The 12,530-nt window shown below is 61.7% G+C and carries 9 protein-coding genes; 8 read left to right on the forward strand and 1 reads right to left on the reverse strand.

Annotated elements, in window-relative coordinates; genetic code table 11:
* Positions 1-51: 51 nt before the first annotated feature.
* Genes AC1Z3V_RS11990 through AC1Z3V_RS12005 form a run of 4 tightly spaced genes read left to right on the forward strand, consistent with a single transcriptional unit; the run spans position 52 to position 5,218 of the window.
* Entirely contained in the window at positions 52-1,260 is a 1,209-nt protein-coding gene (locus AC1Z3V_RS11990) for an acyltransferase family protein (protein WP_483499125.1), read from the forward strand.
* Between the two features lie 15 nt (positions 1,261-1,275).
* Positions 1,276-2,379: a glycosyltransferase family 2 protein gene (locus AC1Z3V_RS11995; RefSeq protein ID WP_483499127.1), complete on the forward strand. Its 1,104-nt coding sequence runs from the start codon at positions 1,276-1,278 to the stop codon at positions 2,377-2,379.
* 31 nt (positions 2,380-2,410) lie between these two features.
* Positions 2,411-3,409, forward strand: a complete 999-nt coding sequence (locus AC1Z3V_RS12000) for a glycosyltransferase family 2 protein (RefSeq protein ID WP_483499652.1) — start codon at positions 2,411-2,413, stop codon at positions 3,407-3,409.
* A 12-nt stretch (positions 3,410-3,421) separates the two neighbouring features.
* Positions 3,422-5,218 carry an ABC transporter ATP-binding protein gene (locus tag AC1Z3V_RS12005; RefSeq protein ID WP_483499128.1) on the forward strand — a complete coding sequence of 599 codons (1,797 nt, stop codon included), beginning with the start codon at positions 3,422-3,424 and terminating at the stop codon, positions 5,216-5,218.
* A 178-nt stretch (positions 5,219-5,396) separates the two neighbouring features.
* Here AC1Z3V_RS12005 and fba read toward each other — a convergent pair whose 3' ends face one another.
* Positions 5,397-6,440 (reverse strand): class II fructose-bisphosphate aldolase, encoded by a 1,044-nt coding sequence (fba, locus tag AC1Z3V_RS12010; RefSeq protein ID WP_429811534.1) that lies wholly within the window; start codon positions 6,438-6,440, stop codon positions 5,397-5,399.
* A 766-nt stretch (positions 6,441-7,206) separates the two neighbouring features.
* On the opposite strand from fba, the gene AC1Z3V_RS12015 reads away from it, so the two are divergent.
* The 4 genes from AC1Z3V_RS12015 to AC1Z3V_RS12030 are packed head-to-tail and all read left to right on the forward strand — an operon-like array spanning position 7,207 to position 12,508.
* Entirely contained in the window at positions 7,207-8,805 is a 1,599-nt protein-coding gene (locus AC1Z3V_RS12015; protein WP_429811536.1) for a peptide ABC transporter substrate-binding protein, read from the forward strand.
* A gap of 53 nt (positions 8,806-8,858) precedes the next feature.
* Complete coding sequence (gene oppB, locus AC1Z3V_RS12020; protein WP_247959647.1) at positions 8,859-9,782, forward strand: oligopeptide ABC transporter permease OppB; 924 nt, start codon at positions 8,859-8,861, stop codon at positions 9,780-9,782.
* On the forward strand, positions 9,775-10,905 hold the full coding sequence (locus AC1Z3V_RS12025) for an ABC transporter permease (RefSeq protein ID WP_334198215.1): 1,131 nt from the start codon (positions 9,775-9,777) through the stop codon (positions 10,903-10,905). Before oppB ends, AC1Z3V_RS12025 begins: the two co-directional genes overlap by 8 nt.
* 1 nt (position 10,906) lies before the next feature.
* A complete protein-coding gene (locus AC1Z3V_RS12030) occupies positions 10,907-12,508 on the forward strand; it encodes an ABC transporter ATP-binding protein (RefSeq protein ID WP_483499130.1) in 1,602 nt (533 codons plus the stop codon).
* Positions 12,509-12,530 lie beyond the last annotated feature (22 nt).

Below are 12,530 nucleotides of genomic sequence, written 5' to 3' on the forward strand. Positions count from 1 at the left end.
GCTCCACAAGGAACGAGGCCTGCAAGGGTCGGAACTCCGAGGGGATGTTCAATGCTGAATATGCGCGACCGCCAGTTGGACGGGTTGCGAGCCGCTGCCGTTTCAATGGTTCTGTACGCGCATTTTTTTGCCGCGGACGATTCCCATTGGGGACACATCGGCGTGCGGCTGTTCTTTGTTCTCAGCGGCTTTCTGATCACGCGGCTACTGCTCGACGCCCGTTCCGCCGCCCAGTTCGAGCGGGCGACGGCTCTCAAATCCTTTTACGCGCGTCGCGCCTTGCGCATCTTTCCACCCTATTTCGCCATGCTGGGCGTCCTGTGGCTGGTCAACCTGGAGGGCGCCAGGGAAGGCTGGGCCTGGCATGCGCTCTACCTCTCGAACTTCTGGTATGCGCTGAGGGACGCCTGGACGCCGTGGGTGCTCTGTCACACCTGGAGCCTGAGTATTGAAGAGCAATTCTACATCGTCTGGCCGTTGCTCGTTCTGCTGACGCCGCGCCATCTGCTTGGGCGGCTCTGTGTCGGCGTGATCACCGCTTCGCTGGCCTACCGCTTCTATTGGCCGCTGACGGGAGAACCGTCACTCGCGCGCGACCTGTTGCCTCCGGCCTCGATGGACGCGCTGGCGGCGGGAGCGCTCCTGGCCGTCCACCGTTCGAAGACCATGTCTTGGCCGCGGTGGATGACGGTCAGTTGGCTGCCGCTTTCCATCGTGTCCCTTGCGCTCCTTTGGGCCCGTGTGACGGCGATGGGGCCGGCGCTCGATTGGCTCGTCTGGATCGCTCTCGAAGCCCTTCCGCTCATCCCGCTTGCGATGCTGGTGGGGCACGCTTCCACCGGCTTCAGCGGTCGGGCAGGCAGGCTGCTCGAACTTCAGCCGCTGACGGCGCTCGGGCGCGTTAGCTATGGCGTTTATCTGTTTCATCCCGTCGTGCTTGCGCTGGTCGTCAAGGCGCAGGGGTGGATACCGATCAACGTTTCCGAGCAAGGGCCCGGGCGCTTGCTCGTCGCCGGCTCCGCCACATTGATTGTGGCTGCACTTTCCTGGTTCGCATTCGAAAAGCCGCTCAATGCCCTGAAACGGCATTTCCCCTATGTGCGCCCGAACAGCGGCTTCGGCGCCGTCCCGATGAGCACGGTGCAAGCCGACGATTGGCTTCGCGGGCGAACCGACGAGGGGCTGCGCCCTGTTTACCTTCCGGGCGCCGGTGCTTCCTGCACCCGGGGAAAGACGCTTCAGGCGTCAGATCTGCAATAACGTTCGAGGTTGCCCATGACCGTTCCGTTGGTTTCCGTCCTGTTGCCCGTCTACAACGCCGAGCCCTATCTCGGCGCGGCGCTCGAGAGCATCCTGAGGCAGGACTATCAGCGGCTCGAGATCATCGCCATCGACGACGGCTCGCGTGATCGCTCGCTGGAAATCATGCGGCGTTATCAGCAAGCGGACGGTCGCATTACCATCGTCTCCCGCGAAAATCGCGGGCTGATCGCAACCTTGAACGAGGGCCTCGCCCTGGCGAAAGGCGATCTCATCGCCCGGATGGATGCCGACGACATTTCCTATCCATCGCGGCTGTCGCGCCAGGTGTCGTCGTTCGTTGAGCAGCCGGAGCTCGCACTTTGCGGCACGGGCATCGACACGCTCCTTGGCGACCGCATCATCCGCGGCACGCCCAATCCGATCTATCAGCCGGCAAGCCTCAGGGCATTGTCGAAGTTCTTCACGATCTTCATCCACTCGACCGTCGTCTACAACAGGCACGTCATCCCGCAGGATATGCTGAGCTACGACGCGCATTATGTGCATGCGGAGGATTTCGATCTCTTCCGGCGTGTCACTGACCGCTATCCAGCGAAGATGATCGATGAGGCGCTGATCGCTTATCGCATCCACGGCAACAGCGTGACGAATACGCACAAGCGCCAGATGCGCCGCACGCATCTGGCCATCGTTGCCGAAAACCTCGAGCGCGAAGGCCTTTGTCACAATCCCGGCGTCTTGAACGACATCGGGCTTACGCTGACGCCCGAAACGATCCGGCAAGCGGCTGGGTGCATTCGTTCCCTCGAAGAGAGGGTCTCGGCGCTTCCTCCGCAAACCCGTGCGGGTTACGAGGCGGGCGCGTTGAATCTCTTCTATTTTCTCTATCAGCTCGTCAGCGACGAACGGCGGCCGGAACTCACCCATGCGTTTTTGACGCAGACGGACAAATGGGGGCTCATTCGTCGTCGGGAACGATATGGCCTTATCACGGGGGCTCGTGCCCCATGGTGCAGCCGCCTGTCGCTGGCGGCCACCAGCCGGCTGGACGCTTTGTCGCGATATATGCGTTCCGTACCGGCGGCGAGCGTGCTTCCAGCCGAAGGGATGCACTAGCATGACTGTCGAAGGCCTGAAGTGGAATGCGATGGAGCGGAGCGGCGTGGCGGAGACGTCTGCCGCGTTGGCGCCTACGTCACGCGAGGCGCCTTTCGCAAGCTTTATCGTCTGCACGCGCAACCGCGCCGAGGCGCTCGAGACCTGCATCCGATCGATCGAGGCGGTTTGTGGTGTCCATGCTGCCGTCCGGTGGGAATTGGTTGTCGTTGACAACGGATCGACCGATGACACGCCGGAGCGAATTGCTCGGATTATCGCCGCATCACCGCTGACTGTCACGCACGTGGTTGAGAGACGGCCTGGGCTCGCTGCTGCGCGCAACGCGGCCATGGCACGCGCCCGCGGCGGCATCTTGATCTTCATCGATGACGATTGCGAAGTCGACGCGAACTATCTGCGCGACCTGGAGCGCCACTACGCAGGCGGCGAAGGCGCCATCATCCGCGGTGGCCGCGTCGAGCTCGGAGACGCCAGCGACCTGCCCTTCACGATCAAGCGGTCGAGCGCACGCGAACGTTTGACCAGTGATGTTCATCCGGGTGGCTTCATCTTGGGCTGCAACATGACGATGCAGCGGGAGGTCGCGCTGCGGATCGGTGCTTTCGACGAACGTTTCGGTGCCGGCGCCCCGCTGCGGTCGGCCGAAGACACGGACTATCTGGTGCGCGCCTATCGGCTCGGCATTCCGGTCGAATATGTCCCCGATATGGCCGTCTTCCATCACCACGGCCGCCGTGCCCGCACGACCATCGAGACGCTTCATCGCAATTATAGCTTCGGCAATGGCGCACTCTGCATGAAACACATACGCACCGCGCCATGGCTGCTGCGGCATTTCTGTTGGACCCTCCGGTCTGCCTGCGCGGAAATCTTCGGTGGCCCCCGGTTTGACCCCGTGTTGCACCTCTCTCACTGGCCGATTGCCTTGATGAACCTGCTTGGCGCTCTGAAGTTCCTCGGCCTGTTCGTCGCCGCACGGACGGCGGGACAAGTCGAGCAGCGGGCCGAAGAACAACTCCAGGGCTGAGGAGACGCCACCATGTTCCGTATCCTCCTGCCGAGCCTGCAGCTGTTGCGCAGTGCATTAGGTGGCCAGTTGCGTCTGCTTCCGGTCGTGACGATCCTCGGCCTTTGCAGTGCGGCGCTGGAGGGCGTCGGGATCGGCCTCATCATTCCGATGCTGGGAATCATCGCCGGTAATCAGGACCCGGCGGCGTTGAGCGGCATCTCCGCTCTCTTCCAGCAAGTTGGATCGGGCATGGACGACCGTCAGCGGCTGATCGTCATCGCGGCTGCCGCCTTTGCGCTGATTTCTCTCAAGAACGTCCTGGCTTTCGCCAATACGGTGCTTGCGACCTTCATTTACGGCAAGGCGGGCCATTCGATCCGCGGCGCTCTGTCGTCTCAGCTCCTCAATGTCGGCTATCCCTTCTTGATGAAGGAGAATCCGGGGCGACTGCTCAATGTCATTTCAAACGAGTCCTGGCGGGCTTCCGATGCGGTGCAAACCGTGCTTGCCGCGTTGGTAAATGGCTCAGCCGCCATCATCCTGCTCGCGTTCCTTCTGCTTTTGTCCTGGCAGATGACCTTGTTCGTGGCGTTCGGCCTCGTTCTGGTCCAGCTCCTGCATTATGTCCTGTCCGCAACCCTTAAAGCCCCCAGCCGCGATGTCACCGCCTTCAACGGCGAACTGGCCGCTCGGATGCTGCATCTGGTTCACGCCGGCCGCCTGATACGGATATTCGGCCAGGAGGCGCGGGAAAAGGTCGCGTTCGATGGGGCGTCGGATGCCGTTCGGCGCGCCGCGTTCGCGCTACAGGCCCGCCAAGGCCTGCTGCCACCGCTGACAGAGACACTCCACTCCGCGCTCTTCCTGGCCGTCGTCGTCGGCGCATGGTCGGTCGGCGTTACCTTCCCCGTCATCGTCGCCTTCGTGGTCCTGCTCTACCGCTTGCAGCCGCATATGCGTGCACTGCAAATGTCCTGGAGCCAGATCCAGGGCTGGAGCGGTTCGCTGGAGGAGGTGCGCTGGCTGCTTGATCCGTCCGACAAGCCAAGGCCGCCGGAGGGAAGGGAACCCTTCAGCGGATTGCGACGGCAACTGAGATTTGATGACGTCACTTTCCGCTATCCGAACTCCGATTCCCGTGACGTCGTGCTGCAGTCGGCAGCATTCGAAATTCGCGGCGGCCGTTCGACGGCGCTCATTGGCCGGTCCGGTGCCGGCAAGACGACGATCGTCAATCTGCTATGCCGATTCGTCGAGCCGGACGAGGGGAACATTCTGGTCGATGGTGTGCCCCTGAAGCGGATCGACCCGGTGCAATGGCGAAGCCGGATTGCGCTTGCGAGCCAGGATCTGGAACTGGTTGATGGGACGATCCTGGAGAACATCACCTATGGCCGGGAGGAAACCACAGTAGCCGAAGTGGAGCATGCAGCCAGGATGGCCGAAGCGCATGGCTTCATCGAAAACTTGCCGCAGGGCTATCAAACCGTCGTCGGCTATCGAGGCGCCAGCCTCTCGGCAGGGCAGCGGCAGCGGGTGGCACTCGCCAGGGCCCTGGTGCGCGATCCGGACATCCTGATCCTCGACGAAGCCACCAACGCGGTCGACGGGCTATCGGAAGCAGCCATCGTCGAGACTCTGAAGTCGAGAGCGGGACGCCGCACGACGATCGTCATCAGCCATCACCGCAGCACGATCTCGTTTTGCGACGAGGTCGTCATCCTCGGTGGCGGTCAGGTGAAAAGCCAGGCACCTTTCGCCGACGTCGCCAGCCTGACCATGGACCAGCTTTATGAGCACGAAACTGTGGAAGAGCGGCGGGCTTGAGGGCCCTGTCGGCGCTGTCTCCGGTCGCTTGGCCGCTCCCAGTTTTCGATAATCGAAACGCAATCGGCGCGCGGCCGTCTGGTCACCGGCCGCGCGCCGATTTGTCTTTCGTGGGAATGGGCCGCCCGCTTCCCGTGGTCTCAATGCGTTAAGCGGAAAGCGGGCGGGTTCTCAGGGATCAGGCGGCCGCGTAGCGCTTTGCCATTTCCGGCAGGCGCAGGGTGCGGATCTTCGATGCCTTGCCGGCGGTGCGGAAGGCTTCGAAGCGCTCCTTGCAGACCTCTGTCATCAGTGCGGTGGCCGGCTTCAGGTAGTTGCGCGGATCGAAGTTCTCCGGGTTCTCGGCGAAGTTCTTGCGGATCGTGCCGGTCATGGCGAGGCGCAGGTCGGTGTCGATGTTGACCTTGCGCACGCCGAGCGGGATCGCCTTCTGGATTTCCGAGACCGGAACGCCCCAGGTCGGCTTCATCTTGCCGCCATAGGTGTTGAACAGGTCCTGCAGATCCTTCGGTACCGAAGACGAGCCGTGCATCACGAGGTGCGTGTTCGGCAGCTTCCTGTTGATCTTGGCGATCGTTTCGATCGACAGGATGTCGCCATCGGGCTCGCGGGTGAACTTGTAGGCGCCGTGGCTGGTGCCGATCGCAACGGCCAGAGCGTCGACGCCGGTCTTGGTGACGAAGTCGAGAGCCTGGTCCGGGTCGGTCAGAAGCTCTTCGCGCGACAGCTTGCCTTCGAAGCCGTGGCCGTCTTCCTTGTCGCCCGCGCCGGTTTCGAGGTTGCCGAGGCAGCCGAGTTCGCCTTCGACCGAAACGCCGGCAGCGTGGGCGATCTTCACCACTTCTGCGGTCACTGCGACGTTGTATTCATAGCTGGCGACGGTCTTGCCGTCCTTTTCCAGCGAGCCGTCCATCATGACCGAGGTGAAGCCGTTGGTGATCGCCGAGATGCAGGTCGACGGCTGGTCGCCGTGGTCGAGGTGCAGACAGACGGGGATATGCGGATATTCTTCCGCCGCACCCAGGATCAGGTGGCGCAGGAACGCATCCCCCGCGTAGGAACGGGCGCCTCGGCTTGCCTGAAGGATCACCGGACTGTCGGTGGCATCGGCGGCGCGCATGACGGCCTGAATGTATTCGAGATTGTTCACATTGAACGCCGGCAGCGCGTAGTCGTTCTCCGCCGCATGGTCGAGCAGTTGCCGCAATGTGATCAATGCCATTCGCTATCTCCCTTGGTGCTTGGCGCAGCCTTCCCGGTGCGCCACAAAAACAATCCGGCTTGAAGCGCCGCATGGACATCATCGCAGGCAGGCGATGGCCGGTATTTCCGTGCGGCGTGACAGCGCACGCGAATTGGTCGCGCCCACCGAAGTCCGGCGCACAATAGTTCATCGAAGAGGTTTGACAACCGGGCAAAAGGCAGGTTGCCAGAGGTCGAAAGTCGCTTCAATCGATTTTACTGTGGACTGGAAGCAACACCCTTCCTGTGAACTGGTTTCACTTTCTGGTGGTGCCGGTGAGGGGAGGGAGGCAAGAGCTGCAATTGCAACCAGTGGGCGTCTGTTTTGCGCTGCACACTAGTCGGTCGCGTGCGTGGTGGAAACGATCTGTCGACAGGAAGGGAACTGGCCGCAAGAAGATTGCGGCGAACGCCGCCAATCTTTGCGCACATTACGTAAACTGCCGGCAAAATTCACAAACTTTGCATGAGGCTTGATTCGATGATGGCTCCGGCGTTGTTTTACCGAGAAAATTTTTCGACCTAAAACGTTGCAGGAGATTTCCTGAAATTGCCCTGCTTCCGTCATATGTCCGTCGCAAAGACGACGAAAAGAATCGCAAACGAAATACAACCTATGGGATAGAAGGAATTCTGTCCTATAGATAAAGATGCAGACAGCCGCAGAATCCGCCTTGCGTTTAAGGACGATTTGCACTTCTCTCCTGCGATCACAAACCCAAAACAAGGGGAAGGAGAGAAACAAAATGGCTTCACTGAAACTCAACCTTAGCGCTGCCGCGCTGATCGGCTCGCTGCTCATCGGAGCAAGCCCGGCGCTGGCCGAAGCTGTCCTGCATCGCGGCAATGCGGGTGAGCCGCAGACCCTGGATCAGGCCCATACGTCGATCAACATCGAGGCGTTCATCCTCAAGGACCTCTACGAAGGCCTGACGGTATATGACGCCGCCGGCAAGATCATTCCCGGTGTAGCCGAAACGTGGGAGCTCTCGGACGACGGTACGGTCTATACATTCAAGCTGCGCGCTGATGCGAAGTGGTCGGACGGCTCGCCGGTGACGGCAGAAGACTTCGTGTTCTCCTTCCGTCGCGTCGAAGATCCGAAGACTGCAGCCGGCTACGCCAACATTCTCTTCCCGATCAAGAACGCTGAAAAGGTCAATAAGGGCGAATTGCCGACCGATCAGCTCGGCGTGAAGGCGGTCGATGAAAAGACGGTCGAAATCACCCTCGAGCGCCCGACCCCGTTCTTCCTGGAGCTCTTGGCGCACCAGACCGCACTTCCGGTCAGCAAGGCGAGCGTCGAAAAGAACGGCAACGACTTCGTCAAGCCGGGTGTGATGGTTTCCAACGGCGCGTTCACGCTGACCGCCCATGTTCCGAACGACAGCCTGACCGTCGTCAAGAACGCCAACTACTGGGATGCGGCCAACGTCAAGCTCGACAAGGTCATCTTCTACCCGATCGACGACCAGGCCGCCTCGGTTCGCCGCTTCGAGGCCAAGGAAATGGACCTCGTCTACAACTTCTCGGCCGACCAGATCGAGCGTCTGCGCAAGTCCTATGACGATCAGGTCCACGTTTCGCCGTCGCTTGCGACCTACTACTATGCCTTCGACACCCGCCAGGCGCCTTACAATGACGTGCGCGTCCGTCAGGCACTGTCGATGGCCGTCGACCGCGACTTCCTTGCCAAGGAAATCTATGCCGGTTCGCAGCTCCCTGCCTATTCGATGGTTCCCCCGGGCATCGAAAGCTACGGTGAGCCGTCGAAGGCCGAGTTCGCTTCGATGTCGCAGCTCGACCGCGAAGACAAGGCGATCGCCCTGATGAAGGAAGCAGGCTACGGCGAAGGTGGCAAGCCGCTCGAAATCGAGCTGCGCTACAACACCAACCCGAACCACGAGCGTGTTGCGACCGCTGTCGCCGACATGTGGAAGAACACCTTCGGCGCCAAGGTGTCGCTGGTGAACCTCGATGTGTCCTCGCACTACGCCTACCTGCAGGAAGGCGGCAAGTTCAACGTCGCCCGCGCCGGCTGGCAGGCGGACTATGCGGACGCAGAGAACTTCCTGGCACTCAGCGTCGGCTCCAACAAGACCTTCAACTACGGCCACTTCGAAAACGCTGAGTTCGACGGCCTGATGAAGAAGTCCTACGACGAGCAGGATCCGGCTGCTCGCTCGAAGCTGATGCATGAAGCCGAAGCGCTGCTGATGAAGGAACAGCCGATCGCTCCGCTTCTGACCCAGGCCGACCTGTGGCTGGTCGCGAGCCGCGTCAAGGGCTGGGCGGACAATGCGCCGAACGAGCACCTGAGCAAGTTCCTGAGCATCGCCGAATAACGAACAGGAACGACGCGCGGTGACAGGCCGCGCGTCGCCTCCGGAGTACGTCCATGATTTCCTTCATCCTTCGCCGATTGGCGAGTGCGGTGCCGACCTTGTTTATCGTCGTCACCATATCCTTCTTCCTGATGCGGTTCGCCCCTGGTGGCCCCTTCAACCTCGAGCGTCCTCTTCCGCCACAGACGATGGCGAACCTGATGAAGACGTATCAGCTCGACCAGCCGCTTTGGCGCCAATACACACACTATCTCAGCAATGCCGTGACCGGCGACTTCGGCCCGAGCTATGTCTATAAAGACAACAATGTAGCTGAACTGATCGGCAAAGGTCTGCCCTATTCGATGGAGCTCGGCTTTTACGCGCTTCTTGTCGCGCTGATCGGCGGCGTAACGGCTGGCACGATCGCCGCGCTTCGGCAGAACAGTGTCCTCGATTTCACGATCATGTCGTTCTCGACGATCGGCGTCACCGTGCCGAACTTCGTCGTTGGCCCAGTGCTGACGCTCGTCTTCGCGATTGTGCTCGCATGGCTGCCGGCCGGCGGCTGGGGCGACGGTTCCTTGCGCTTCCTGATCCTGCCGATGATCGCACTGGCGTTGCCGCAGCTCGCAGTGTTCGCGCGCCTGACGCGCGGCTCGATGATCGAGGCGCTGCATACCGACCATATTCGAACCGCCAAGGCCTATGGCCTGCCGTCACGCACCGTTGTCGTAACCCACGCCATGCGCGGTGCGATGCTGCCGGTCGTCTCCTATCTCGCGCCTTGCGCAGCAGCGCTTCTGACCGGTTCGGCTGTCGTCGAGACGATCTTCACCATTCCAGGTGTCGGCCGCTATTTCGTGCTCGGCGCCATCAACCGCGACTACACGCTGGTGATGGGCACGGTCATCCTCGTCGCCATCTTTGTCATCGTCTTCAATCTCCTGGTCGACATTCTCTACGGCCTGCTCGATCCGAGGGTTCGCCATGACTGATATCGTCCAGACCCCGGTGGCGACACCGGAAACGAAGGGGCGAAGCCTCTTCCAGCTTGCGGCCATGCGCTTTAGGCGCAACCGCGCCGCCATGGCCGGCTGCTTCATGCTGGCATTGATCGCACTGTTCTCGTTCCTCGGACCGCTGTTCGTCCCGCACACCTATGACCAGGTGTTCCCGTCCTATGTGTCGATCAGCCCGAGCCTCGAGCCGCGCCCCGATACATCCACGCTTCAGGACGTGATGGAAGGCGTTGCGACCCGCGCTCGCGTCACGCTCAAGGAGTTCAACGTCGAGGGTGAAACCTTCACCGCGACCATCACCTCCGAACAGCCGATCGACGCCCGGGCAACGCGTTACTTCGACCGCGCCAACGAGTTCCGCGACACGCAAGTGGTCGCGACCGAAGACGATGGCCGGACGCTGAAGGTGACCGGTCAGGTCGACCGTGAATACTTCCCGTTCGGCACCGATTCCAACGGCCGCGACCTTTTGGTCCGCGTCATGCTCGGCGGACAGATCTCGATCGCCGTCGGCCTGCTCGCAAGCCTGGTATCGCTCGGCATCGGCGTCGTCTATGGCGCGACATCGGGCTATATCGGCGGCCGCGTCGACAACGTCATGATGCGCCTCGTGGAGATCCTCTACTCTCTGCCTTTCGTCTTCCTCGTCGTCGTGCTCGTGGTGTTCTTCGGCCGCTCGTTCATCCTGATCTTCCTGGTGATCGGCGCGGTGGAATGGCTCGACATGGCCCGCATCGTGCGCGGTCAGACGCTGGCGCTCAAGCGTCGCGAATTCGTCGGCGCCGCGCAGGCGCTCGGCCTCACAGACTGGCAGATCATCCGTCGGCACATCATCCCCAACACGATCGGCCCGGTCATCGTCTTCGTCACCGTCGTCGTGCCGAAGGTGATCCTGCTCGAGAGCTTCCTCTCCTTCCTCGGCCTTGGCGTTCAGGCGCCGCTGACGAGCTGGGGGGCTCTGATCTCGGAAGGTGCAAACAACATCCAGTCGGCGCCGTGGCTGTTGATCTTTCCGGCCATCTTCTTCGTCCTGACGCTGTTCTCGCTAAACTTCGTTGGCGACGGCCTGCGCGATGCGCTCGACCCGAAGGATCGCTGACATGGCAGATACCAAGGAAACCATCCTGGCCGTGCGCGGCCTCAAGGTAAACTTCTCGACGCCTGACGGTACCGTGGAAGCGGTCAAGGGCATCGATCTCGATGTCCGTACCGGCGAAACGCTTGCGGTCGTTGGTGAATCCGGCTCCGGCAAAAGCCAGACCATGATGGGCATCATGGGTCTGCTCGCCAAGAACGGTGAGGTCACAGGCTCGGCGCGCTACCGTGGCCAGGAGCTTGTCGGCCTGCCGCCGAAGGCGCTCAACCAGGTGCGCGGCGCGAAGATCACCATGATCTTCCAGGAGCCGATGACCTCGCTCGATCCGCTCTATCCGATCGGTCGCCAGATCGCCGAGCCGATCGTGCACCACCGTGGCGGCACGTTCAAACAGGCGCGGGCCCGCGTGCTCGAACTGCTCGAGCTCGTCGGCATCCCTGAACCGCGACGCCGCATCGACAGCTATCCGCATGAACTGTCGGGCGGCCAGCGTCAGCGCGTGATGATCGCCATGGCGCTTGCCAACGAGCCGGATCTCTTGATTGCGGATGAGCCAACGACGGCGCTCGACGTGACGATCCAGGCACAGATCCTCGATCTGCTGAAGTCGCTGCAGCAGCGCTTCGGCATGGCGATCGTGCTGATCACCCACGACCTCGGCATCGTCAAGCACTTCGCCGATAGCGTCGCGGTGATGCGCCGCGGCGAAGTGGTGGAGCGAGGCGCGACGGCTGACATCTTCGAACGGCCGCAGGCCGACTATACGAAGATGCTGCTTGCCGCTGAACCCAGCGGTCGCAAGGCATCGCCGGCCGACAGTGCGCCGATCATTCTGGAAGGTCGTGACGTCTGCGTCGACTACCAGATCGGCGGTGGTCTCTTTAAGGGCGGCAAATCGGTCTTTCGTGCCGTCGACAGCGTCAATCTGCGCCTGAAGGAAGGGCAGACGATCGGCGTCGTCGGCGAGTCCGGCTCGGGAAAATCGACGCTCGGACGCGCGCTTCTCCGGCTTCTGCCGAGCAGCGGTCACTACCGCTTCGGAACCACGGATATTTCCGGTTTTGACCGCGGGCAGATGCGACCGCTACGCCGCACGCTGCAGCTCGTCTTCCAGGATCCCTACGGCTCGCTTTCGCCGCGTCGCACCGTCGGCGAGATCATCACCGAAGGTCTCTATGTGCATGAGCCCGAGCTCAGCCGTGCCGAGCGCGACCGCCGGGCGTCTGAGGCGCTGAAGGAAGTGGGGCTCGACCCGGCGTCGCGCAACCGCTATCCGCACGAGTTCTCGGGCGGCCAGCGGCAACGCATCGCCATTGCCCGCGCAATGATCCTCAAGCCGAAGGTCGTCATTCTCGACGAGCCGACATCGGCGCTCGACCGCTCGGTGCAGGGCCAAGTGATCGAACTTTTGCGTGACCTGCAGCGCACGCACGGGCTCTCCTACATCTTCATCAGCCACGATCTTTCGGTGGTGAAGGCGATGTCGGACTATGTGATCGTCATGAAGAACGGCAAGATCGTCGAGGAAGGCGAAACGGACGCAATCTTCGAGGCGCCGAAGCAGCCCTATACCAAGACGCTGATCGGTGCTGCCTTCAACGTCTAAGGCTTTGCCTGGCATGCTAATC

It is taken from the genome of Ensifer sp. 38_S197 (assembly GCF_056924495.1).

Coding starts and splice junctions, on each gene's coding strand:
- fba (WP_429811534.1), bottom strand. CDS start 6,440: ATGGCATTGATCACATTGCGGCAACTGCTCGACCATGCGGCGGAGAAC.
- AC1Z3V_RS11995 (WP_483499127.1), top strand. CDS start 1,276: ATGACCGTTCCGTTGGTTTCCGTCCTGTTGCCCGTCTACAACGCCGAG.
- AC1Z3V_RS12025 (WP_334198215.1), top strand. CDS start 9,775: ATGACTGATATCGTCCAGACCCCGGTGGCGACACCGGAAACGAAGGGG.
- oppB (WP_247959647.1), top strand. CDS start 8,859: ATGATTTCCTTCATCCTTCGCCGATTGGCGAGTGCGGTGCCGACCTTG.
- AC1Z3V_RS12000 (WP_483499652.1), top strand. CDS start 2,411: ATGGAGCGGAGCGGCGTGGCGGAGACGTCTGCCGCGTTGGCGCCTACG.
- AC1Z3V_RS12015 (WP_429811536.1), top strand. CDS start 7,207: ATGGCTTCACTGAAACTCAACCTTAGCGCTGCCGCGCTGATCGGCTCG.
- AC1Z3V_RS12030 (WP_483499130.1), top strand. CDS start 10,907: ATGGCAGATACCAAGGAAACCATCCTGGCCGTGCGCGGCCTCAAGGTA.
- AC1Z3V_RS11990 (WP_483499125.1), top strand. CDS start 52: ATGCTGAATATGCGCGACCGCCAGTTGGACGGGTTGCGAGCCGCTGCC.
- AC1Z3V_RS12005 (WP_483499128.1), top strand. CDS start 3,422: ATGTTCCGTATCCTCCTGCCGAGCCTGCAGCTGTTGCGCAGTGCATTA.